Below are 23,084 nucleotides of genomic sequence, written 5' to 3'. Positions count from 1 at the left end.
CGTTTTTCGGGGCGAATGAACTTTACTTCGGTGGTTAGTCCTTTTGTTGGAAGATGCTGTTCCAGCCTTGTTTCGTCTTGGTGGAAATATTGATGTCGGTCACAAATGCCTGAAGTTCTTCCAAGAAATCCAGCATTTGTGCAGGTGTTAGTAATGTTGAAATCACAAAGATGAACTCTCTTATATCAATAAAATCAAAGGTTTTTCCTTTATATTGACGTGTGTTTCCGTCTAGGGCGAGTTCTGTGGTGTCTTCGGGAATGCGACAGATGAAGGTGACGGGCTTACCCAAGCTGCCAAGTCCCTGTAGCGCATCAATGCAGTCATCAAGCCTTTTCAGATTGATCTTTTTGACGGTGACTTCATACAGATTCAGGATTTCCCCACTTTGACTTGTCCAAATATCGGCGGGTTTCTTCGATGTGGTATTTGTACCGAAGACGCTTTCATCCCCGCCATGAACAGTGATGGTGGAATCTGCATACAACAATGCCAATAACTTGGCAATCACAAACTGTGGCACGTTTCCGGCTTCCGGGTATTCAACGCAGAATGTTGCGAGTTTCCCCGCTATTTGCCGCGTGCTTTCCCTGTCCATGCTGGTTGTGACAACTACTTGCTGGTTTAGCTGCTGTGTGTAGCGGAGCAATCTGAAAAAGAAATAATCAATCAGAGTGGCTTGTTGCTTGCCTTTGCTCTCCATGACTATCCGCAAAAAATGGACAGCGGCTAAAGCTGCCGCTTCAGGACGTTTGCCTTTTGCCCACGCTTCATTCAGTTGACTAATGTTTTTTGCCACATTGAGTGGGTCTGACTTGCCGCAAGGAATACCTTTTTCAGTCAAAGCATACCAAATGCCTTCCTCAAAAATGGCTCGTGGATTACATCCGTAAAAATCGTTGAGTGGGTCGTATTCTGGGTTAATGTGTATGCCCACTAAAGCGGTCAAAACAACGCCACGAAAGCCCTTGGCATGGATTTCTATTAGGTTTGTGAGCAGGTTACGGACTTCTGGAGTTCCAGTGAGTAAATCATGAAATTCAGATTCCTGTAATGTTTCTGCCCGGAGTAGTTTGGCGTTGACGTAGTATTTGGCATCTTCGTTGCGTTCCGATACGTTCATTAAATTTCCATGCCTAGTAAAGCGGTTATTTTTTCAGAAAAATTTTTGTTTTCACTGATTCGGAAGGCTTCCAGAATACGCACAAATTCCAAGACATCCAACCGTCGTTCAAGTTGCTCGATTTTGGATATATCTGACTGATTCATGCCTACTTTGTTGGCAAGTTCAGCTTGAGAAATATTCAAACGCTTGCGCTCGCTGGTGAGGGCTTCAACCAGCGAGTGATACCGTAGGTCATGGATGGACTTGTCTTTCTTCATAGAGTGGATAATGCTATGATTCACAAATTATTCGTAAATGGAATATTTCAATATGAAAGCTGTTTCCTTGTTTTCGGGTGCAGGTGGCATGGATGTCGGTTTCAAACGGGCAGGTTTTGAGGTCATGGCCGCGAATGAAATAGATACTTATGCCTGCCAGACATTCAGGGCGAATCACGCTGGGACAACGCTTTACGAGGGAAATATTACTTCCAACTTACAGGCATTAGGCAGTTTTAAAAATATTGATGTTGTGTTCGGTGGTCCGCCTTGCCAAGGTTTCTCGGTGGCAGGAAAAATGGATGCCGACGATCCTAGAAGCCAATTAATCTTCAGTTTTGCTGATGTGGTTGACCTCATCAAGCCGCGTGCTTTTGTGATGGAAAACGTCAAGGCATTAGGCAGTTTGGAAAAGTTCGCCGAAGTCAGAAGGAAGCTAATGGCACGTTTCTCCAATGCGGGTTACGCGGTGACAGTGACTACCTTGAACGCAAAAGATTTGGGGATTCCGCAATCACGCGAACGTGTATTTTTCATTGGTTTTAAACAGGGCGTTAATCCAATTAATGCCGCTTCTTTCAGAAAATATCAGGCAACACCCCCGACGCTACGCGAAGTTTTATCCCCATTGGGAAAAGCAGGGACACAAACAAACAATAAGGTATGCAAAGCGAAAATCACCTTGGCATTAAAGCCTGTATTAAGGCAGTCACCTTATGCGGGTATGTTATTTAATGGTCAGGGTCGCCCGCTTAACCCCGATGGTTGGGCAAGTACCCTACCGGCTAGTATGGGAGGGAATAGGACTCCTATTATTGATGAAGCTCATTTATTCGACGCTGCTAAACCGTGGGTTGAGGACTATCACCGTCATCTGATGAAAGGAGGAAAGCCGCATGGAACGAATGATGCCCCGATGTCCCTACGGCGGTTAACCGTTGATGAAGCTGCGTTGTTGCAAGGTTTTCCAATGGATTACCGATTTTGTGGCTCGCAAAGTAAGGTTTTTTCGCAAATTGGTAACGCAGTGCCTTGTCGGTTGGCTCAAGTGGTGGCTGAGGTTGTATACCGCGTATTGGAACGTAGCGGTGTGCATCAGGAAGATGGATATTTAACGGGACAAAATATGGAGCTTAAATTTGCTTGCTGACCATGTACTGGTGATGGATAGTGAAGTATGCCAGAACAGGTTGCGAAAACTGAAGTATGGCTTACCGAGCAGTTCCTGAAACGCATGTTGTGAAATCTACGTCTATGCGCTAAATTCGTATCGCATATCCACCAACAGGTGGCAAAAGCCAAACCATATTGGCGCTCTCCCACTCCTAGCAAATAACGAAAGGCAATACCATGGTTTCATTTACCGAACTTAATCAGCAGAATGACACAATCACCGAGCTTTCCAACGTACTCTGCCATTTGATTGACGAGCGTTCCGTTTGCGACTTGAAAGTTACCTGTGACCTGTTTTTCTCTTACGTTGACCAGGTGAAAGAACATCTGGATCTGGAAGAGCGAGAACTGTACCAGTCCATGTTATTGCATAGTGATCAGAACATCCGCAATACAGCGAATAAATTCCTCTCTGGTTCGGGTGAAATCAAGCGGGTATTTGGGCAGTACCTCAAACGCTGGAGCAAGAATAAGGAATTGCGCATCAATGACCATGATCAGTTCGTGAAAGATACCCGTGAAATGTTCCAACTGGTATTCAACCGGATCGAAGACGAAGTGGAACATCTCTACCCCACTGTGCGGGCAGTACAAGCGGCCATGTCGAAGTAATGGTTGCTCAGGTTGAATGAAAAAAGTCAGTCTCTTCGTCGATGTACAAAACATCTACTACACTACCCGCGCTGCTTACGGGTGCAGTTTCGACTACAACCGTTTTTGGGCGCAAGCCACCGCCGGGCGTGAAGTGGTGCAAGCCTGTGCCTATGCGATTGGGCGCGGCGACGAAAAGCAGATGCAGTTTCAAAACATCCTGCGGGCGATTGGGTTTGAGGTAAAACTCAAACCTTATATCCAGCGCAGCGACGGTTCCGCCAAAGGCGATTGGGATGTAGGTATCACGCTGGATGTGATCGAAGCCGCTGCCAACACCGACATGATCGTGTTGGCATCCGGCGATGGCGATTTCGATATGCTGCTGCTGCGGGCATACCAACGCTACGGGGTGGAAACCGAGGTGTATGGTGTCCCCGGTTTAACTGCCAATTCCCTCATCAATGCCGCGACCCGTTACGTGCCGATTGACGATAGCCTGCTATTAGGCAAACGCTAATCCCCTGACGGTGGCGCGGTATACGTTTCCGGCAATGCCGACGTGCCTTTGAGCAAGCGGAAAATATCGCTATCGGTCGACAAAATCAGGCTGGTATCCGGTGTCATCACCGCCTGATAAGCATCCAATGTGCGGGTGAATGCATAAAAGTCAGCCGCCGCCTGACTCTGGTTATAAGCCTTGGCGTAGATTGCGGTCGCTTCCGAATCGCCTTTGCCGCGAATGTCTTCCACTTGGCGATAAGCTTCGGATTGAATACGGTTCAGGTCGCGGGTCATATTGCCGCGAATCCGTGCCGCTTCGCCATTGCCTTCGGAGCGAAAACGTTCGGCAATCTGGCGGCGTTCACTGATCATGCGTTCGTAGATTTTGGGTTCGACACTGGCGTTGTAATTGATGCGCTTGAAACGAATATCCAGCAATTCCACCCCGAACACTTTGAGCTTTTCCGCAGCGGCTTTGTAGATTTCTTGTTCTACCAACACTCGCCCTTTTTGGATGGGCACGAGTGAACCCACCACATTGTTGGTGTCTGCGCCATCAGCCGCACCTTCCACTAAAGTCGGGTCTTTGAGAGGAACACGCCCTTTGGTGGTGCGTACAATTTCAATCAATTCGTGTTTGGCAACCGCGTTACGGGTTTCGCTGCCGAGGATGTCATCCAAACGTGATAAGGCGCTGCGTTCGTCGCGTAAGCGCAGGAAATAGGGGAGTGGTTCCACAATGCGCCAGCGGGCAAACAAATCCACCGAGATGTAGAGCTTGTCTTTGGTCGGCATATCCGAAGGGCTGCCATCCCACGGCAACACCCGTTTGTCGATGCGGTTCACCTCTTGAATGAACGGGATTTTCATTTTTAAGCCTGCTTCGGTCACGGGTTCTTTCACCGGTTTGCCGAATTGCGTCAAGATCACTTGCTGCGCTTCACCCACGGTATAGAACGCATTGAACAACACAAATGCCAGCAAACCGGCAAGCACTAGGAGTAAACGGTTCATGGTGTTGCCTCCGCTGGGGTTTTCTGTGAGGTGTTGAGGTTGAGCAGGGGTAACAGGTTTTTCATGCCTTCATCCACCACGATTTTGTTTTGAATGCCCGGTAAAATGGCTTGCATGGTTTCCAGATACAAACGCCGTTGGGTAATGTCGGGGGCTTTTTGGTACTCGGTGAATACCGCGTTGAAACGTGCTACGTCGCCTTCGGCTTCGTTGACGCGCTTGACGCGGTAGCCTTCGGCTTCGCGGATGCGCTGGTCTTTTTCACCTTCCGCCAAGGGGATGACTTTGTTGTAATCGCGGCGGGCTTCGTTAATGAGCTTTTCTTTTTCCTGTTGCGCTTGGTTGACTTCGTTGAAGGATTCTTGCACTGGGCGCGGCGGGTTAATGTTCTTTAATTGCACTTGGTCGATGCTCACGCCCATGAGGTAACGGGTGGCGAGTTGCTGGAGTTTGACCAATGCTTCGGCTTCGATTTCTTGCCGCCCAATGGTGAGAACTTCATCGACGGTGCGATCACCCACGACTTCGCGCATCACCGATTCCGAGGCATTGCGCAAGGTGATGCCCGGTTCGCGCACCGCAAACAAGTAGTTGGTGGGTTCAGCAATGCGGTATTGCACCACCCATTCCACCAGTGCCACATTCAAATCGCCTGTGACCATCGGTGATTCTGCCGCTGGGTTGTCGGAGTATTGGTCGACATTGCTTGCACCTTCGGTATAAAAGCCGAATTCCTGTTTTAACTGGCGTTTGACCGGCAAAATGGTGGCGACATCCACACCCAAGGGAATTTTAAAATGTAAACCGGGTTGGACTTCCGCCTGAAATTTTCCGAAGCGTTGCACGATAGCGACGGAATCGCTGGGGACGGTGTACCAAGATGACCAAGCGGTGATGCCGAGCAGGATAATGATCACAGGGGCAATGCCCATTAGCTTGAAGCGTGGCAAGCGTGGTCGCGAGGTCATGGGAAAGGATGGTATTGGGTTCACGCGGAATTCCCTCCAGTCATAAAAGTTTTGTGATTATGATCATGACTCTACGCCGTACTGTGTGGTTTAGCGAGAAGCTTCCGAGGAAATGGGGTTGTCGGCGGATAAAGATTGCGTTGGTGTGTTGGTGGTTTCGGGTGTGAACAAGTGATTAGATTAGCGTGGCTGTGATCGTTATAATGCTAACTGCTTATGAGCTGATGACTTTTCAAAGCCTACTAAAAAGGATTTTACGATGACAAGTACCCAACAACGCGCCGAACTGCAACGCCAAATTTGGCAAATTGCCAACGAGGTGCGTGGCTCCGTCGATGGCTGGGACTTTAAACAGTATGTGTTAGGCACGTTGTTCTATCGGTTCATTAGTGAAAACTTTGCCAGTTACCTTGAGGGCGATGATGAAAGTGTGAATTATGCCGCACTCGCAGATGATGTCATTACCTTAGAAATCAAAGACGATGCCATTAAAACCAAAGGGTATTTCATCTACCCTAGCCAGTTGTTCGTAAACGTTGCCACCAATGCCAACAATAATCCCAACCTGAATACCGATTTAGCTGCTATCTTTTCCGCCATTGAAAGTTCGGCGAATGGCTACCCATCCGAAGATGATATTAAAGGCTTGTTTGCCGATTTTGATACCACCAGCAACCGCCTAGGCAACACCGTTACCGAAAAAAACAGCCGTTTAGCCTCTGTCTTGAAGGGGGTGGCAGGACTGCGTTTTGGTCATTTTCAGGATAATCAGATCGACTTGTTCGGTGATGCCTACGAGTTCTTGATCTCCAATTATGCCGCCAATGCTGGCAAATCAGGCGGTGAGTTTTTCACCCCGCAACACGTATCCAAGCTTATTGCACAACTGGCGATGCACGGGCAAAAGACCGTCAATAAAATTTACGACCCCGCTGCTGGTTCAGGCTCGTTGTTGTTGCAGGCTAAAAAACACTTTGATGCTCATATCATCGAAGAGGGTTTCTTCGGGCAGGAAATCAACCACACCACCTATAACCTTGCGCGTATGAATATGTTTTTGCACAACATCAATTACGACAAGTTCCATGTGGCGTTGGGTAACACGCTGTTAGACCCTCATTTTGGTGATGAAAAACCCTTTGACGCGATTGTGTCTAACCCGCCATATTCGGTGAACTGGATTGGCAGCGACGACCCAACTCTAATCAATGATGAACGCTTTGCCCCTGCTGGTGTGTTAGCCCCCAAATCCAAAGCTGACTTTGCCTTTGTATTGCATTGCTTAAGTTATTTATCCGGCAAAGGGCGGGCGGCGATTGTTTGCTTCCCCGGTATTTTTTACCGAGGTGGCGCGGAGCAGAAAATTCGCCAATATTTGGTGGATAATAACTACGTTGAAACCGTGATTGCTTTAGCCGCCAATTTATTTTTTGGCACGTCCATTGCCGTCAATATCTTGGTGCTTTCCAAACACAAAACCGACACCAAAACCCAGTTTATTGATGCCAGCAGTCTGTTTAAAAAAGAAACTAATAACAATACGCTCACCCATGAACATATTGAGCAAATCATGCAGGCATTCGATAGCAAGGATGAAGTCGCCCATTTTGCCAAATCCGTGGACTATGGCGCAGTAGTCGCTAATGACTATAACCTATCAGTCAGCTCTTACGTGGAAGCCAAAGACACCCGCGATGTGATTGATATTGCCTATATCAATGCCAAGTTGAAAATCACGGTGGCGAAGATTGACCGTTTACGTGCTGATATTGATGCCATTGTTGCAGAGATTGAGGGGGCAGCATGAATGAGAAAAATATAGCCTTAGAGTTGATGCCACAGCAATATACTGAGTGGCTAAATGAACTAAAGCAACGCATTCACACCGCTCAACAACGGGCTACGCTGTCGGTAAATCGGGAATTGGTGCTGCTTTACTGGCAGATTGGTCATGACATCCTGACGCGGCAGTCAGCACAAGGCTGGGGTGCAAAGGTCATCGAGCGGCTGGCTCACGACCTGCGTATTGCATTCCCAAACATGAAGGGATTTTCACCACGTAACTTAAAGTACATGCGGGCGTTTGCCGGAGCATGGCAAGATCCAACAATTGTGCAAGAGGTGCTTGCACAATTACCTTGGTATCATCACCTCACGCTGTTAGACAAGCTAGACGACAGGGAGGCGCGTTACTGGTATGTGCGTAAAGCCATAGAATACAACTGGTCACGTAATGTGATGGTGATGCACATCGAAACACGCTTAATCGAACGCCAAGGCAAAGCCATTACCAATTTTGAGCAAAGCCTGCCAAAACCAGATTCTGACCTTGCACGTGAATCCATCAAAGACCCTTATCGGTTCGATTTTTTAGGTTTAACCGATGCCGCACAAGAGCGGGAAATTGAAGGTGCATTGGTTCAGCATGTGACGCAATTTTTGTTAGAACTCGGTGCGGGCTTTGCTTTTGTGGGTCGACAAGTCTTATTGCAAGTCGGTGAGGAGGAGTTTTTTATCGACCTATTGTTTTATCACCTCAAATTGCGTTGCTATGTGGTGATTGAGCTTAAGGCGGGAAAGTTCAAACCGGAACACTTGGGGCAATTGGGTTTTTACATGACAGCGGTAGATAGACAAGTCAAAGCTGAACAAGACAGCGCGACGATTGGCTTGCTATTATGTAAAAGCAAGGACAAAGTAGTTGCTGAATACGCATTGGGGGACAAGTCCCAACCAATGGGCATTGCCGAATACAAACTATTGGAATCCTTGCCTACCGATCTGCAAAGTCAATTGCCTAGCATCGAAGCTATCGAGCGCGAATTACAAGAAATGCAGGGGACGCAATATGAGTAATATCCTAGACCTGCTCAAAGGCATTGATGTGGAATGGAAAGCATTGGGGAGTGTATCGGAATATGAGCAGCCGACAAAATATCTCGTTAAATCAACTAATTATTTTGAGGATTTTGAAATCCCAGTATTGACTGCTGGCAAAACCTTCATACTTGGCTACACAGATGAAACTGATGGAATTTACAAAGCATCAGAATCGCCAGTCATTATTTTTGATGATTTTACAACAGCAAATAAGTGGGTTGATTTTGATTTCAAGGCTAAATCTTCAGCAATGAAGATGATTAAATCAGTAAATGAGTCTGAAACCTTATCAAAATACATTTTTTATTGGTTGAACACATTACCTAGTGAATTAGTTGACGGTGATCACAAACGTCAATGGATTAGCAATTTTTCAAAAAAAGAAATCCCCATCCCCCCCCTTCACATTCAGACCGAAATAGTGCGTATTTTGGACGCATTTACCGCTGTTACCACCGAGCTTACCGCCGAGCTTAATATGCGGAAAAAACAATACAACTACTATCGTGATCAGTTGTTGAGTTTTGAAGAAGGCGATGCGGAGTGGAAGACATTAGCGGAAATTGGCGAAGTTCGCATGTGTAAAAGAATTTTAAAAGAACAAACGTCATCTAAAGGAGATATTCCATTTTATAAGATTGGCACATTTGGTAAGGAGCCAGATGCATTCATCCCAAGAAAATTATTTGAGGAATATAGGTCAAAGTATAGTTATCCGAAAATTGGGGAGGTTTTAATTTCAGCCAGTGGCACGATTGGCAGAACTGTTATATTTGATGGCGGAGAGTCTTATTTCCAAGACAGTAATATTATTTGGATTGAAAACAATGAAACATTAGCATTGAATAAATACTTGTTTTATTTTTATTCAATTGCAAATTGGAATATAGCTGAAGGCGGGACGATACAACGTCTTTATAATGATAATTTAAGAAAGATGAAAATTCCAATACCACCTATCATCGAACAAGAGCGGATTGTTGGGATTTTGGATAAGTTTGATGCGCTCACGAGTTCGATTACCGAGGGTTTACCGCGTGAAATTGAGTTGCGCCAGAAGCAATATGAGTATTATCGTGATAAGTTGTTGAGCTTTCCGAAGGCAGAGGTAGGGGCATAGTATGGGGAAATCATTAATAGAAGTTGCACAGGAGCTAAATGCTTCCGATAAAAAAGTTCATTTGATTTATGCGTTCAATGGCACAGGTAAAACTCGCTTGTCACGTGAGTTTAAGCAGTTAATAGCACCGAAAACTGATAGTGAAGAAGATGTGCAATCATCAGAATTAGCACGAAAGAAAATTCTCTACTACAATGCGTTTACGGAGGATTTATTCTATTGGAACAATGATTTAGAGCATGATGTTGAGCCAAAATTGATAATTCAGCCTAATGCATTTACTCGATGGGTGTTAGAAGAGCAAGGTCAAGATCGCAATATTGCGACTAATTTTCAACGCTACACTAGTGATAAATTAACGCCACGTTTTAACGAAGAATATGTTATTAAAGATAAGGATGGCAAGGAATCTAAAGTACCTGCTTATTCTGAAGTGACATTTTCTTTCGAGCGCGGTAATGAAGCACGATCTGAGAATGTCAAAATTTCAAAAGGTGAAGAAAGTAACTTTATCTGGAGTATATTTTATAGCCTGCTAGAGCAGGTTATTAGTGTATTGAATGTCGCTGAACTTGACGAGCGCGAGACTGATCAATTTAATCAACTGGAATACATATTTATTGATGATCCAGTGAGTTCTCTGGATGAAGGTCATTTGATTCAGTTAGCAGTAGATTTGGCGCAATTGATTAAGTCAAATGCTTCTGGGCTTAAGTTTATTGTTACTACGCATAGCCCACTTTTTTATAACGTATTACATAACGAACTAAATAGTGATGATAAGGCGAAAGCTTATAAAAAGAAAATTTTTGAGAAATATAGGTTGGGAAAACAAGAAGATGGAAGTTATCAGTTGGTAATTCAAACTAGTGACTCTCCTTTTTCTTATCATCTTTATTTAATGTCTGAGCTTGAAAAAGCAATAAATACAGGGCGGCTACATAAATATCATTTCAATTTTATTAGAAATATTTTAGAAAAAACATCCACTTTTCTTGGTTATGAAAAATGGGGTGACTTATTGCCTAAAACCGACGATGGAAGACCCAACCCTTATGAGGCGCGAGTTATTAATATCTCCAGTCACTCTAAACATGCTGGTGAGGAAGTTACGGGGCTTACGGAAGATGATAAGCGTGTTTTGGGATATTTGGTGAGACAACTTAATGAAACGTATCGTTTCAAGTCGATTGTTAGCTAAATGAAAAAGTATTATTCGAGGATGAGTAAATGAAAGAATATAAAACCATTGCAGAGTCGAATAGCTTCATCGTGCTAGATAAGTACACCAAGTGTTCACAGGTCAATGAAGGCTATCAAAGCGAATATGACTTAGAGCGCGAGTTTATCGAAGATTTGGAAAGCCAAGGTTATGAGTATCTGCGTGATCTCAATACTCACGAAAAAATGCTGGCTAATGTGCGAGTACAGTTGCAAATCCTCAATAATATGCAGTTTTTAGACAGCGAATGGCAACGCTTCGTGATTGAGTTCCTAGACAAGCCTAGTGATAATGGCATCGACAAAACCCGCAAAATTCATAATGACTACATTTATGATTTTGTGTTTGATGATGGGCACATTCAAAATATTTACCTATTGGATAAAAAAACTATCGCCAGAAACAAAGTGCAAGTTATTAGGCAGTTTGAGCAAAAAGGTACGCATATTAATCGCTATGATGTTACTGTTTTGGTGAATGGTTTGCCATTAGTACAAGTTGAACTAAAAAAACGTGGTGTGGCGATTCGAGAAGCATTTAATCAAGTCCATCGCTACAGTAAAGAAAGTTTTAATGCCGAACAATCACTATTTAAGTATTTACAGCTTTTTGTGATTTCAAATGGCACGGATACCCGTTATTTTTCCAATACGACTAAACGCGATAAAAACAGTTTCGATTTCACCATGAACTGGGCAAGATCGGACAATACCCTGATAAAAGACTTAAAAGACTTCACCACTACCTTTTTTCAACAAAATACCTTGTTGAATGTGCTGATAAATTATTCGGTTTTTGATGTAAGCGATACTTTGTTAGTGATGCGCCCTTATCAAATTGCCGCGACTGAACGTATTTTATGGAAAATAGAAAGCAGTTATCAAGCAAAGAACTGGAGCAATATAGAGAGTGGTGGTTACATTTGGCATACAACAGGTTCGGGTAAGACTTTAACCAGCTTTAAAGCAGCGAGGTTAGCGACTCAGCGTGAGTTTATTGATAAAGTATTTTTTGTGGTTGACCGTAAAGACCTCGACTATCAAACCATGAAGGAATACCAACGCTTTTCACCCGATAGTGTCAATGGTTCAGAGAGTACCGCAGGGCTAAAACGAAATCTTGATAAAGATGATAATAAAATTATCGTTACCACGATTCAAAAACTGAACAACTTGATGAAAAATGAAAACGACTTGCCTATTTATACCAAGCAAGTGGTGTTTATTTTTGATGAAGCGCACCGGTCACAATTCGGTGAAGCCCAAAAGAACTTAAAGAAAAAATTTAAGAAGTTTTATCAGTTCGGATTTACAGGCACGCCGATTTTTCCGCAAAATGCCTTGGGAGCAGAAACAACTGCCAGCGTGTTTGGGCGTGAGTTGCATTCTTATGTGATTACCGATGCCATTCGTGATGAAAAAGTATTGAAGTTTAAAGTGGACTACAATGATGTACGCCCACAGTTTAAGGCAATTGAAACTGAACAAGACGAGAAAAAGCTCACGGCAGCAGAAAATAAACACGCATTATTGCATCCTGAGCGCATCCGGGAAATTGCGCAATACATTTTGAATAATTTCAAGCAAAAAACCCACCGCTTACAGGCTAACGGCAAAGGCTTTAACGCTATGTTTGCGGTAAGCAGTGTGGATGCCGCCAAATCGTATTATGAAGCCTTTAAGGATTTACAGAAAGACAGTCACAAACCGCTTAAGATTGCCACTATATTTTCTTTTGCCGCCAATGAAGAACAAGATGCGGTAGGCGATATTGTGGATGAAAGCTTTGAACCTAGCGCGATGGATAGCAGTGCTAAGGAGTTTTTAAGTGCGGCAATTGCTGATTATAACGCAATTTTTAAAACCAATTACGGTGTTGATAGCAAGGCGTTTCAAAATTATTACCGTGATTTGGCAAAACGAGTAAAAAACCAAGAGGTTGATTTAATCATTGTAGTGGGTATGTTTCTGACAGGCTTTGACGCACCTGCATTAAACACCTTATTCGTGGATAAAACGCTACGTTACCACGGCTTGATACAAGCCTACTCACGTACTAATCGTATTTTTGATGCGACCAAAACATTTGGCAATATCGTTACCTTCCGTGATTTAGAACAAGCTACTGTTGATGCTATTACTCTCTTTGGTGACAAGAATACCAAAAACGTGGTTCTGGAGAAAAGCTATAAAGAATACATGGAAGGCTTCACTGATATGACAACTGGTGAAGCTCGTCGCGGTTTTCTGGATGTGGTAGAAGAGTTACAACAACGCTTTCCAAACCCTGATGAGATTGTTAAAGAAAAAGATAAAAAAGATTTTGCTAAATTATTTGGTGAATATTTACGTGTCGAGAATGTTTTGCAAAACTACGATGAGTTTGCGGGCTTAAAAGCCTTGCAGAATGTGGATATGACCGACCCTGCTAGGGTGGAGGCATTTAAAGCTAAGTATTACTTAAACGATGACGACTTAGCTGCAATGCAAGCGATTACGACTCCAAGTGAGCGAGCTATTCAAGATTACCGTTCAACCTATAACGATATTCGCGACTGGCTACGACGGGAAAAATCTACCAAAGAAAAAGAAGCATCCACCCTTGATTGGGATGATGTGGTTTTTGAGGTGGATTTGCTTAAGTCGCAAGAGATTAATCTTGATTATATTCTGGAGTTAATTTTTGAACATAATAAAAAAATAAAAGATAAGGCGGCATTGGTCGAAGAAGTACGCCGTTTAATTCGTGCCAGTCTTGGTAATCGTGCCAAAGAAAGTTTGCTGGTTGATTTTATTAATCAAACCAACTTGGACAGCATTCTTGACAAACCTAGTATTATTGAAGCTTTCTTTACTTTTGCTCAGGCCGAACAACAACGTGAGGCAGATGAATTGATTAGTTCGGAAAATCTGAATGTGGAAGCCGCCAAGCGTTACATCACGGTATCGTTAAAACGAGAATATGCCAGTGAAAATGGCACGGAACTAAATGCAATCCTTCCCAAAATGAGTCCGCTTAATCCGAAATATTTAACGAAAAAACAAAGTGTTTTCCAAAAAATTGCTGCTTTTGTTGAGAGATTTAAAGGTGTGGGGGGAATGATTTAATCCAGTTGCTTGGCAAACCATCAAGGTTAGTGACCCGGTAGGGCATTTCTTAACGAAAAGTGTTCGTGAAACGGGGTGAAATCACCATCAGATTGTAGCAGTGGCAGGTTTTTCTCGATGCAGAAGGTGGCGATTAGCACATCAATGGTTTTACGCACGGTAATACCGCGCTTGCGCAAAGCCCGAAAGTTGTCGGCACTTTTTAGGGCGATGGACTGGTCGAGCATGGTGAAATAATCCAGTGTCAACAGCAGTTCTTTGGCTTGGGCGTACTCTTTGTCTTGTTTGAAACCTTGCAACACTTCGGTTAAGACAAGTTCTCCAGTTGCAATGGGTTGTGTGCCGAGCAAGTAGTCGAGCCAGTCACTTTGCGGGGTTGATTTTCCGTTGAAATAATCAATCCATACGCTGGAATCGACAAAGATCATGGCTTATCCACGCGCATTTCATCCAAGTTGCCTTCCCAGTGCAGTTTTCCGCGAAATTCACGGATACGAGCTTGCCGCGCAAGGCGTAACAGCAGTTGCAGACCGCGTTCCACGGCTTCACGCTTGGTTTGCAGCCCCGTTGCTTGGAGGACATCACGCATCAGCGTTTCATCAATGACGATATTGGTTCGCATAGCTTCATGTGTATGGTTGTTTGTGATGATACACATTCTATTGGAATGGGGGGGGGGCGGTAAATGGTTTTTTATGGTTTCCGACTTGCTGGAATTCACCACACGTAATGCTTGCCGTAATGCGCGAAAAAGACACCCGTAACCACTTCTGGCGGTAATGCCCGAACCTTGGGATGTTTGATGTTCTCGGCAACGGTTTGCAAGATTGCGTGCAGACCATCAATGTACTTGTCCGCCTGCTGCATTCCCCATTGCTGGTAGGTGTAGTGCCAGATCTCATCCTGTTTGGCATCTGCCAGCGGGTGAAAGGTATACAGCAACGTCATGCCGGGTTGTCCAGTTGCTTGCGTACCCGCGCTTTCACATCCGCAGCGTTGATTTCCACAAACGCCTCATCCGGTGTTGCCATCCGAGCCTGTAAATGGTTGGCAAGCCATTGCGAATCCTGCATTAGCACACGCTGGTCATTGCGGATTAAATCCCGTAGGTAATCGCTGGCGCTGGAATAACGCCCGGAGGTGATTTGTGTGCTTATCCAGTCACGCAACTGGTCAGGAAGAGAAATATTCAAGGTTGCCATTGCCGAAACTCCATCAAGGTTTTCATGAATTTTAGGATTATTGGCAACTATTGGCAATAATTGCGTGATTATTGGCTAAATATCGTTATCGCACCACTTCCAAGCGCACCTCCGCCGTACCCGGCAGTATCAGCCCAAGCTGTTCCGCCGCCGCCAACGACACATCAACAACCCGCCCCGCTTTGTAAGGCCCTCGATCATTCACCCGCACAACAACAGAACGTCCGTTTTGCAAGTTAGTCACACGCAGCAACGTGCCGAAAGGCAAGCTGGGGTGAGCGGCAGTCATCGCATACATATTGTACGGTTCACCGCTGGCAGTCGGGCGACCGTGGTATTGCTGCGCATAGTACGAAGCCTTGCCTGCCATCCCCGTTCCCGTGCCAAGCGTCTGGCAAGCGACCAGAAAGCAGCAGGCCAGTAACGGCAAAATACTGGATTTATTCATGGTTTCCAAAGAACACATACCCCAAGTCAATTCCACTTTCCTCAAACGGCGGTATCCGCGCTGCCTTAACCTGTTCTGCCGTGGCACATTCCACCGAAAACACCACATGGTAATGTTCCCCCACCAATTGATAAGCGATCAGGGTGCGGTCTTCCGGCGAGATGACCCAGTAAAACGGTACTTGGTAGCGTTGCAGTGCCATGAAGTTGGTGAACAGGTCTTTGCGCTCATGCCCCGGTGAAGTGATTTCGCACACCCAATCGGGCAAGGTTTCCATGATACCGGTTGGACGGGCTGGGACGCGCTCTTTACGCCACCCCGCCAAATCGTGTGTAGGGCAATGATTTTCAGTATAGCGAACACTGATTTCAGTCATGATCCACCAGCCGCCGCTGCTACTTTTGCGTTTGAAGGGAAGGGTTTCATCTGACAAACCCGATTGCACCAGCGCATGTTCCGAGCGTGCCATTGGGCGTTTAATCAGCTCCCCGTTCATCAATTCGATGCGTTCTACACTGGCAGCAAGCAAGTCATCGACGGTTTTGAGTTTTAGGGCTTCCACTGCGGGGGGTTTCCTGTTGGTGATTTCCATCAAATCTAGCACGGTATTGATATATGGCGAAAGTGCTAAAATAAATTAACACTTTTTCATGAAATCACTCATAATTATGAATGATTTTGCGATAGCTGACAGGCATTCGGGCGGGAGAACCACAACATGATTACAATCCTTCAAGAAATACTCTTAGACTTTCAAGATCTTGAGTTGTTCTCCGGCATACCGCGCCGTTTGGATGTCACACCCGTTCAAGGCAAGGCTACGGTCTGCATCGGCGTGCGTCGCAGCGGCAAATCAACCTTCATGTCGCAACTGATACAAAAGCTGCTAGATAGCGGTGTCTCGCGCCAAAATATCCTCTACCTGAACTTTTTCGATGACCGTCTGCACGGACTTCAGCAAAGCGGCTTGGGCGTGATTTTGGATGCGTATTACGCGCTCTATCCTGCCAAGAAAAACAGCGAAAAGGTGTACTGTTTTTTCGACGAAATTCAGGCGATTGAAGGCTGGGAACCGTTTGTGGATCGGCTGATGCGTACCGAAAACTGTGAGGTGTACATCACGGGTTCGTCAGCGCGAATGCTTTCCAAGGAAATCGCTACCCAAATGCGTGGCAGGGCGTTGTCATGGGAGGTATTCCCGTTTTCCTTCCGCGAATATCTGGATTATCTGAGGGTGGATGCGGGCGATGGGCTGCTTTCCACCAAACAGCGCTTGTTCGTACAAAATGCTTTCGAACAATATTGGGCAGCGGGTGGTTTCCCCGAAGTCGCGGGTTTGGAGCGGCGCTTGCGGATCAAGATTCATCAGGAATATTTCCATGCGGTGCTGTTCCGTGATCTGGTGGAACGCCATAATATTTCTCACCCCAAAGCGGTGACGGATTTGGCGCATTGGCTGATCGACAATACCGCCTCCCTGTATTCCTTGAACAAGCTAACAGGGTATTTGAAATCCTTAGGGCATAAAGCCCCTCAGTCAGCAGTGGCTGATTACTTGGAATGGTTTGAAGATGCTTATTTTCTGTTTACCGTGCGCCTGTTTGATGCTTCGCTGAGCCGGGCGAACGCTAACCCGAAAAAGATTTATTGTATCGACCATGCCATGGTCACGTCGGTCGCATCGGGGATTTTGGTTAATGCGGGGCATTTGCTCGAAAATCTGGTGTTCATCACTCTGCGCCGCCTGACCCCCGCTATTTTCTACTACAAAACCAAAGGCGGGCGCGAAGTGGATTTCATTGCCCAGTGGCAAGACCATCCTCGGCTATTGGTGCAAGTGTGTGAATCACTGGCAAGCCCGACCACCCGCAAGCGTGAAATCGCGGCACTGGAAGAGGCAATGGTGGAATTGAATTTGCCCAGGGGTATTATCGTGACGCGCCATGAAGAGGAACGCATCGTGCTTGACGCTGGCATTATCGACGTCATCCCCGCATGGCGTTTCCTATTGTATAACCCCCCGTTTTGTACTAAACAATAGGCAGGCCGAAAAATAATGCGGGGGACGCATGGAATCCATCAAGATCAGTGGCAAGTTAACCGGGCAAGACTTTCCACTCAAAACACATGGCGATTTTGCCGATATTCTGACCATTACCTGCCAGCAAGAAGTGTCGCTGGAAGCTTTGCGCAGTGGCGGTAACAGTGTCGCACTCAATAACCTTGACGCTGACACCTTAGTCGAACTCGAATTTGAAGGCGGGTTCAAACGCTGGGTGCGGGCGGGTGAATTACGGGCGCAAGCCCGCGAGGAAACCAGCCGCTCGACCGGCAATGAATTCATGCTGACGCCCGCCAGTTTTGACGTGAGTAACCAGCGCGGTGTGGTCGGGTTGGTATTGAAATTTCTGCGGGTACTGAACGTCGATCCAGTCAGCGATATGAGCGATGCTTTATCTGAGGTGTTAATCGACAAGCTGGAAACTCGCAAAATTCCGCAACCGGGTGTGTATCGCTGCCATAACACCGATCAATTGACGCTGGAATTGGTCACGCAAGCCGGAGACATTGATACTAGCAAGCCGGTATTGCTGTTTTTGCACGGCACATTTTCCAGCACCGATGGCAGTTTCGGCGAATTGTGGGAATCACGCCAAGGCTACAACGCCACCGCTTGGTTACAACGTTTGTTCGCGCCGTATGGTCAGCAAGTGTTCACGCTGGAACACCACACCCTCACCGTCAGCCCGGTGCACAATGCGTTGCAAGTGTTGCGCTTATTGCCACCGCACACGCGCTTGCACTTGATTAGCCATTCACGCGGTGGCTTGGTGGGGGAATTGCTGTGTCAAGGCGTGTTGCAGCGTAAAACTCGTGATTCCGCTGATAAATTTCTGGAAAGCGAAGAAATTTTCTCCAAGGCAGAACTCCAGCCATTCGCGCATCAGGCGCGACAGCATGATCTGCAAGGCTTGCAGGAAATTGCCACTTTGCTGAGTGAAAAACACATTAAGGTGGAGCGCTTTGCACGGGTCGCGTGTCCGGGGCGTGGCACGGTGTTAGCGTCGGAACGGCTTGAAGACAATCTGTCAGTGATCTTCAATGTATTGAGCTTTATTCCTTCCCCGCGTTTGCAGATGATAGCGGAATTTGTGCGCATGGTGTTGATGGCAACAGCCCGCAAACGTACCGACCCGCAAGAACTGCCGGGCTTGGAAGCGATGATGCCCGCCTCCCCCTTAGTGCGCTTGCTGAATCGCCCGGATGTGCAACTCGATTCTGACATCACCGTGATTTCGGGGGAAATGCGGGCGTCGACTATCCTAGGGCATTTTAAGGAATGGGTGACGCAACGCTTTTTCGGCGAAGAAAATGATTTCGTGGTGAATACTGCCGGAATGTACGGTGGGGTGCGGCGCTTGCGGGGGATGCGCTTTTATCTGGATCAGGGCGATGACAGTAGCCACTTCAATTATTTTCGTAAAGGTGAAGTGCGCGACCGTTTGCTCAGTGCCTTGCAACACCCGGATACCGATTTGCGCTTGCGTCCGCTGCTGACCGATACCCCGGTGGCGCGTCCGGCGGCGCGGTCTGGTCGTCATGCGCAAAAAGCCAAGCGCAGCACCGTGTATTTTCTGCCCGGTTTCATGGGGTCTACGCTGCAAATCAACGGTACACCCATCTGGCTGGATATGTCGGCATTGAGTTGGGGGGATTTTTCGCGCCTGCAAATTGACAGTGCTGGGGTGCAAGCCGACGGCGTGTTGGAAGCGCCGTATCGCCCGCTGCTCACGATGTTAGCGGCTAGTCATACGCTGGTGGAATTTGCCTACGACTGGCGGCGTTCGTTTGCGGAAGCGGGGCGGCGGCTGGCGGATGCACTGGAACAGGAGCTGGATCAAGCCAAAGCCAGCAATAGCAAACTGGTCGTGCGCTTGCTGGCGCATTCCGGCGGGGGCTTGGTGGCGCTGGCGTTGATGAGCGAAGCGCCCAAACTGTGGCAACGCTTGCGCGAAGAGGCGGATTGCCGTGTGGTGATGCTGGGTACGCCCTTGCAGGGGACGTATGCGGCGGTGCAATTATTGCTGGGGCAACACCGCTTGCTGAGCCTGTTGAATCTGCTCGATGGGCAAGTGGATGAGCGCGAAGCCAAGGCTTTGGCACAGCAGTTTGCGCGTTACCCCGGCGTGCTGGAATTGTTGCCTGCGGCGTATTTGCACGAAGCACGTTGGCAAACCTTGCTGGGGGATGCGTTTCACAACTGGCCTGCCCGCCATTTGCTGGCGGATGCGCGGCGGGTGCGTGAACAGTTACGTGCGGTGGAACTGGATACGCAACGCCTGCTGTATCTGTACGGTAAATCCAGCCTGACGCCGGATGATGTGGCGGAATACCAAGGTGGCTGGCGTTTTCATGCCAGTGGTGCGGGGGATGGGGTGAGCTTGTGGGCGGAATTGCCCGCGAAATTGCCAACCTGGTATTTGCCGGTCGAACACGGGCGCATGGCCAGCCACAGCGAGCATTTTCAGACCTTGCAATATTTGCTGGACGATGGGGTGTCGCGGCAATTGGCAACCCAGCCACCTGCCATTGGCAAGGCAACGGGGGAGTGGTTGCCGACGATTCGCCGCGAATTGTTTCCCGATGAACAGGAATTGCTGGCGGCTGCTTTGGGCTACCATACGCGCATGACGCAGGAAGAAGTGCGCCCGCCGGTGGAAGTGCGCGTGGTGCATGGCAATCTGGAACAGGTGGCGTATCCGGTGGTGGTCGGGCATTACGCGGGGGATACTATCCTCAGTGCTGAAGCGTTGCTGGATAAGCGTTTGCAGGGGCGGTTGGGGGAACTGCATCGCATGGGCTTGTATCCGGGCGAATTGGGTACGTCACACGTGTTCCTGAATCCGGGGAAAAAACCGGGGGGCGCGGTAATTGTGGGCTTGGGTGAAGTCGGCAAGCTGACCGCTGGGGAGTTAACCGCCAGTTTCACCCGTGCGATGATGGCTTATTCCCTGAAAATCCGCGAAGCTTTGGAGCAAACCCTGTCGAGTAATTCGCAGGCAGAAACGGAAACCGTGCCGGTGCATGTGGCGACCTTGCTGATCGGAACGGTGGGCGGCGGCAGTGTGACTTTGGCGGATTCGATTACGGCGATTTTGCGGGCGATTGCGCGTGCCAATCAGGCGTTGGATAAGAGCGAACGCGGCTTGCGTCTGCGCTTACAAGTAGTGGAATTCATCGAATTGTACGAAGACCGGGCAGTGGAAGCGGCGCGTTTGGTGCAAGATTTCGTATTGTCGCCGGAATTCTGTAACGATTTCAATGTTAAGAGCCTGATGCAATGCTTGCCGGGGAAACGGCGGCGGGTGATGTATAACGATCCGCCCGGTTGGTGGCGGCGGATTCAAGTGGAAGCGAATGCCGAGGGCTTGAAATATACCGCGCTGACCGATAAGGCGCGTGCCGAGTTGGTATTGCAAGCCACGCAGCGCAAGTTGGTGGATCAGTTTATCGACAAGGCGATTACTTCCAGCGCGGATGACCCGGATACCGGTAAGATTTTGTTTGAGTTATTGCTGCCCGCTGCAATGAAAGAGCAAGCGCCGAATGCTGAAAATTTGGTGATGGTGTTGGATAGTGCCGCGTCTGCCTACCCGTGGGAATTGCTGTACAACCGGTTTGACCACGAATCCCAGCCGCTGGCGGTGCGGTTCGGGTTGGTACGTCAGCTACAAGTGGGGCAATACCGCCAGCACGTGATCAACCCTTTGGAACGTTCGGCATTGGTGATTGGCGATCCGCCGGTGAATGGCGAATTTGTGCGCCTGCCTGCTGCCCGGCAGGAGGCTGAAACCGTGGCAAACCTGCTGGAATCCAGTGGTTTCAGCAGCGTGACCCGCGAAATTGGCACGGATTCGCAAGCCATTTTAAAAGCCCTGCACACCGGCGATTATCGGGTGCTGCACCTGGCAGGGCATGGGGTGTACCGCTACCGCTCTAACCCTGACAGCGATGTTGAAGTCAGTGGCATGGTGTTGGGCGATGGCATTTTCCTCACGCCGGTCGAAATCGGGCAGATGCGCAAAGTACCAGAATTGGCGTTCATCAATTGCTGTCATCTCGCGCAAATGGACTTCATGAGTGCCGAGATACAAACCGCTGTGAGCAGCGACCGCAGCAAGTTGGCGGCGAGTTTGGCGCAGGAATTAATTCGCATGGGGGTGCGGGCGGTCATTGCGGCAGGCTGGGCGATTAATGACAGTGCGGCGCAAGTGTTTGCCGAGCAGTGTTACCAAGCACTCTTGCAAGGGCATACGTTTGGCATGGCGACCTTGTTGGCACGGCGCGAAACTTGGCAGCAATACCCGCAAAGCAATACGTGGGGCGCTTATCAGTGTTACGGCGACCCGGATTACAAATTGTTGAGCCGCCAGCCTGATAGCCATATTGATGACAAGACGCTGGATAGCTGGCGCTTCGTGGCAGAAGTCGAAGTGGTGGCGGAGTTGCAAAACCTGATTCATGCCGCCGACACCGCACAAGCGGGGGACATTGAATGGTTGCAGGAACGCTTGCCGCAATTGCACCGGGCGATTCCGGCAGAATGGTTGTCGCACGCGGATATTTTGTATGCCCTAGGCAGGGCTTACGGCAAGTTGGATATGTTTATTCCGGCACTGGAGGCGTATCAGGCAGCACTGGATTCGCCGCAAGCCGATTACCCGGTGATCTTGCTGGAAGACAAAGTGAGTTTGCAAACCTCGCTGGCATTGGCATGGGTGCAGGGCAGGGTAGCACCACCGGAATCGCGGCTGGCGGTATCCCCCACGGCATTGATGGCGGACAGTTTCAAAACCCTCCAGTTGCTGGATGGCTTGGGCAATAGCCTGCAACGTTTTGAAGAGGTGGGTAAATTCTGGAAACGTGGCGCATTAATGGTAACGGGCGTCAAACGTGCGAATGCCTTGCGTGAGATGGAGTTAGCCTATCAGCGGGCGCATGAGTTTGCCTTGCAGGAAACCAACACGGTGGCGGGGTATCCGCTGATCAATTGGCTGACGTGCAAAGTGGTACGTTATTTGCGCGGTCATGTGCAACAGTTGGATCGGGAGGAACTCAAGCACTGGCTGGAGCAAGCGCGGCAATGTGTCACGTCAGGCAATCGTGGGGCAGCGTCGTTTTGTTCGGGGATTACGCAAGCCGAATACAGCCTGCTGCATTATTTGGTCAGCGCCCGTTTGCACGAAACCACTCAGGTGCAAAAAGTGGTGGCGGATTATGTGCAAGCCGTGTGGCGCGGGGCAGCACCTCGGCAATTACGGTTTGTGCGTGAACATCTGGATTTCTTGCGCACCATGTTGGGTGAGTTTCAGGATGCTAAGCCGCCATTGCGCCCAGTAGTGATGGCGTTATTGGAGATCGAGGAAAAACTGGTCATTTAAACCATAGCCATAAAAAAGCCCCCAAGTTGG

The 23,084-nt window shown here is 47.9% G+C and carries 20 protein-coding genes; 10 read left to right on the top strand and 10 right to left on the bottom strand.

Annotated features, from left to right (window positions below):
- Positions 1-34: 34 nt before the first annotated feature.
- Together L2Y54_RS14505 and L2Y54_RS14500 are read right to left on the bottom strand one after the other, a co-directional pair.
- Positions 35-1,123 (bottom strand): hypothetical protein, encoded by a 1,089-nt coding sequence (locus tag L2Y54_RS14505; RefSeq protein ID WP_236497053.1) that lies wholly within the window; start codon positions 1,121-1,123, stop codon positions 35-37.
- Entirely contained in the window at positions 1,123-1,383 is a 261-nt protein-coding gene (locus L2Y54_RS14500) for a helix-turn-helix domain-containing protein (protein WP_236497051.1), read from the bottom strand. Before L2Y54_RS14500 ends, L2Y54_RS14505 begins: the two co-directional genes overlap by 1 nt.
- A gap of 52 nt (positions 1,384-1,435) precedes the next feature.
- Between L2Y54_RS14500 and L2Y54_RS14495 the strand changes: the two genes are divergently transcribed.
- From L2Y54_RS14495 to L2Y54_RS14485, 3 genes are all read left to right on the top strand, one after another.
- The gene (locus L2Y54_RS14495; protein WP_236497049.1) at positions 1,436-2,533 is read left to right on the top strand and encodes a DNA cytosine methyltransferase; all 1,098 of its coding nucleotides are present in this window, start codon (positions 1,436-1,438) and stop codon (positions 2,531-2,533) included.
- A 200-nt stretch (positions 2,534-2,733) separates the two neighbouring features.
- Complete coding sequence (locus tag L2Y54_RS14490; RefSeq protein ID WP_202716875.1) at positions 2,734-3,168, top strand: hemerythrin domain-containing protein; 435 nt, start codon at positions 2,734-2,736, stop codon at positions 3,166-3,168.
- A 16-nt stretch (positions 3,169-3,184) separates the two neighbouring features.
- Entirely contained in the window at positions 3,185-3,667 is a 483-nt protein-coding gene (locus L2Y54_RS14485; RefSeq protein ID WP_236497048.1) for a LabA-like NYN domain-containing protein, read from the top strand.
- Here the strand turns inward: L2Y54_RS14485 and hflC are convergent.
- Together hflC and hflK are read right to left on the bottom strand one after the other, a co-directional pair.
- On the bottom strand, positions 3,664-4,665 hold the full coding sequence (gene hflC, locus L2Y54_RS14480; RefSeq protein ID WP_236497046.1) for a protease modulator HflC: 1,002 nt from the start codon (positions 4,663-4,665) through the stop codon (positions 3,664-3,666). The two genes, L2Y54_RS14485 and hflC, sit on opposite strands and share 4 nt — an antisense overlap.
- Positions 4,662-5,657: an FtsH protease activity modulator HflK gene (hflK, locus tag L2Y54_RS14475; RefSeq protein WP_236497044.1), complete on the bottom strand. Its 996-nt coding sequence runs from the start codon at positions 5,655-5,657 to the stop codon at positions 4,662-4,664. The genes hflC and hflK overlap by 4 nt, the downstream gene beginning before the upstream one ends.
- A 235-nt stretch (positions 5,658-5,892) precedes the next feature.
- Between hflK and L2Y54_RS14470 the strand changes: the two genes are divergently transcribed.
- Genes L2Y54_RS14470 through L2Y54_RS14450 form a run of 5 tightly spaced genes read left to right on the top strand, consistent with a single transcriptional unit; the run spans position 5,893 to position 13,962 of the window.
- Complete coding sequence (locus L2Y54_RS14470; RefSeq protein ID WP_236497043.1) at positions 5,893-7,440, top strand: type I restriction-modification system subunit M; 1,548 nt, start codon at positions 5,893-5,895, stop codon at positions 7,438-7,440.
- Positions 7,437-8,489: a PDDEXK nuclease domain-containing protein gene (locus L2Y54_RS14465; protein WP_236497041.1), complete on the top strand. Its 1,053-nt coding sequence runs from the start codon at positions 7,437-7,439 to the stop codon at positions 8,487-8,489. Before L2Y54_RS14470 ends, L2Y54_RS14465 begins: the two co-directional genes overlap by 4 nt.
- On the top strand, positions 8,482-9,633 hold the full coding sequence (locus L2Y54_RS14460) for a restriction endonuclease subunit S (protein WP_236497039.1): 1,152 nt from the start codon (positions 8,482-8,484) through the stop codon (positions 9,631-9,633). Before L2Y54_RS14465 ends, L2Y54_RS14460 begins: the two co-directional genes overlap by 8 nt.
- Before the next feature lies 1 nt (position 9,634).
- Positions 9,635-10,834: an AAA family ATPase gene (locus L2Y54_RS14455; protein ID WP_236497038.1), complete on the top strand. Its 1,200-nt coding sequence runs from the start codon at positions 9,635-9,637 to the stop codon at positions 10,832-10,834.
- A gap of 29 nt (positions 10,835-10,863) precedes the next feature.
- Positions 10,864-13,962 carry an HsdR family type I site-specific deoxyribonuclease gene (locus tag L2Y54_RS14450; protein ID WP_236497036.1) on the top strand — a complete coding sequence of 1,033 codons (3,099 nt, stop codon included), beginning with the start codon at positions 10,864-10,866 and terminating at the stop codon, positions 13,960-13,962.
- A gap of 26 nt (positions 13,963-13,988) precedes the next feature.
- Here L2Y54_RS14450 and vapC read toward each other — a convergent pair whose 3' ends face one another.
- The 6 genes from vapC to L2Y54_RS14420 all read right to left on the bottom strand — a co-directional run bounded on the left by vapC (position 13,989) and on the right by L2Y54_RS14420 (position 16,174).
- A complete protein-coding gene (vapC, locus tag L2Y54_RS14445; RefSeq protein ID WP_236497035.1) occupies positions 13,989-14,390 on the bottom strand; it encodes a type II toxin-antitoxin system VapC family toxin in 402 nt (133 codons plus the stop codon).
- Positions 14,387-14,584, bottom strand: coding sequence for a type II toxin-antitoxin system VapB family antitoxin (locus L2Y54_RS14440; protein WP_236497033.1), 198 nt, complete (start codon positions 14,582-14,584; stop codon positions 14,387-14,389). Before L2Y54_RS14440 ends, vapC begins: the two co-directional genes overlap by 4 nt.
- Positions 14,585-14,679: 95 nt before the next feature.
- The gene (locus tag L2Y54_RS14435; protein WP_236497031.1) at positions 14,680-14,910 is read right to left on the bottom strand and encodes a type II toxin-antitoxin system RelE/ParE family toxin; all 231 of its coding nucleotides are present in this window, start codon (positions 14,908-14,910) and stop codon (positions 14,680-14,682) included.
- Positions 14,907-15,164, bottom strand: coding sequence for a type II toxin-antitoxin system ParD family antitoxin (locus tag L2Y54_RS14430; protein WP_236497030.1), 258 nt, complete (start codon positions 15,162-15,164; stop codon positions 14,907-14,909). Before L2Y54_RS14430 ends, L2Y54_RS14435 begins: the two co-directional genes overlap by 4 nt.
- A gap of 85 nt (positions 15,165-15,249) precedes the next feature.
- Positions 15,250-15,612, bottom strand: coding sequence for a septal ring lytic transglycosylase RlpA family protein (locus tag L2Y54_RS14425; RefSeq protein WP_236497028.1), 363 nt, complete (start codon positions 15,610-15,612; stop codon positions 15,250-15,252).
- Positions 15,605-16,174: a Uma2 family endonuclease gene (locus L2Y54_RS14420; RefSeq protein WP_236497027.1), complete on the bottom strand. Its 570-nt coding sequence runs from the start codon at positions 16,172-16,174 to the stop codon at positions 15,605-15,607. Before L2Y54_RS14420 ends, L2Y54_RS14425 begins: the two co-directional genes overlap by 8 nt.
- A 156-nt stretch (positions 16,175-16,330) precedes the next feature.
- Here L2Y54_RS14420 and L2Y54_RS14415 point away from each other — a divergent pair, with 156 nt between their 5' ends.
- Both L2Y54_RS14415 and L2Y54_RS14410 read left to right on the top strand, forming a co-directional pair.
- Positions 16,331-17,653: an ATP-binding protein gene (locus L2Y54_RS14415; protein ID WP_236497025.1), complete on the top strand. Its 1,323-nt coding sequence runs from the start codon at positions 16,331-16,333 to the stop codon at positions 17,651-17,653.
- 28 nt (positions 17,654-17,681) lie between these two features.
- Positions 17,682-23,054, top strand: a complete 5,373-nt coding sequence (locus tag L2Y54_RS14410) for a DUF7379 domain-containing protein (protein ID WP_236497024.1) — start codon at positions 17,682-17,684, stop codon at positions 23,052-23,054.
- Positions 23,055-23,084 lie beyond the last annotated feature (30 nt).

The organism is Thiothrix winogradskyi (genome assembly GCF_021650935.1).
GTDB classification, from domain to species: domain Bacteria; phylum Pseudomonadota; class Gammaproteobacteria; order Thiotrichales; family Thiotrichaceae; genus Thiothrix; species Thiothrix winogradskyi.
This window is presented reverse-complemented; position numbering and strand designations above follow the sequence as displayed.

Coding starts and splice junctions, on each gene's coding strand:
- L2Y54_RS14430 (WP_236497030.1), bottom strand. CDS start 15,164: ATGGCAACCTTGAATATTTCTCTTCCTGACCAGTTGCGTGACTGGATA.
- L2Y54_RS14495 (WP_236497049.1), top strand. CDS start 1,436: ATGAAAGCTGTTTCCTTGTTTTCGGGTGCAGGTGGCATGGATGTCGGT.
- L2Y54_RS14470 (WP_236497043.1), top strand. CDS start 5,893: ATGACAAGTACCCAACAACGCGCCGAACTGCAACGCCAAATTTGGCAA.
- L2Y54_RS14485 (WP_236497048.1), top strand. CDS start 3,185: ATGAAAAAAGTCAGTCTCTTCGTCGATGTACAAAACATCTACTACACT.
- L2Y54_RS14460 (WP_236497039.1), top strand. CDS start 8,482: ATGAGTAATATCCTAGACCTGCTCAAAGGCATTGATGTGGAATGGAAA.
- L2Y54_RS14450 (WP_236497036.1), top strand. CDS start 10,864: ATGAAAGAATATAAAACCATTGCAGAGTCGAATAGCTTCATCGTGCTA.
- L2Y54_RS14465 (WP_236497041.1), top strand. CDS start 7,437: ATGAATGAGAAAAATATAGCCTTAGAGTTGATGCCACAGCAATATACT.
- L2Y54_RS14410 (WP_236497024.1), top strand. CDS start 17,682: ATGGAATCCATCAAGATCAGTGGCAAGTTAACCGGGCAAGACTTTCCA.
- vapC (WP_236497035.1), bottom strand. CDS start 14,390: ATGATCTTTGTCGATTCCAGCGTATGGATTGATTATTTCAACGGAAAA.
- L2Y54_RS14440 (WP_236497033.1), bottom strand. CDS start 14,584: ATGCGAACCAATATCGTCATTGATGAAACGCTGATGCGTGATGTCCTC.
- hflC (WP_236497046.1), bottom strand. CDS start 4,665: ATGAACCGTTTACTCCTAGTGCTTGCCGGTTTGCTGGCATTTGTGTTG.
- L2Y54_RS14490 (WP_202716875.1), top strand. CDS start 2,734: ATGGTTTCATTTACCGAACTTAATCAGCAGAATGACACAATCACCGAG.
- L2Y54_RS14455 (WP_236497038.1), top strand. CDS start 9,635: ATGGGGAAATCATTAATAGAAGTTGCACAGGAGCTAAATGCTTCCGAT.
- L2Y54_RS14500 (WP_236497051.1), bottom strand. CDS start 1,383: ATGAAGAAAGACAAGTCCATCCATGACCTACGGTATCACTCGCTGGTT.
- L2Y54_RS14425 (WP_236497028.1), bottom strand. CDS start 15,612: ATGAATAAATCCAGTATTTTGCCGTTACTGGCCTGCTGCTTTCTGGTC.
- L2Y54_RS14505 (WP_236497053.1), bottom strand. CDS start 1,123: ATGAACGTATCGGAACGCAACGAAGATGCCAAATACTACGTCAACGCC.
- L2Y54_RS14435 (WP_236497031.1), bottom strand. CDS start 14,910: ATGACGTTGCTGTATACCTTTCACCCGCTGGCAGATGCCAAACAGGAT.
- L2Y54_RS14415 (WP_236497025.1), top strand. CDS start 16,331: ATGATTACAATCCTTCAAGAAATACTCTTAGACTTTCAAGATCTTGAG.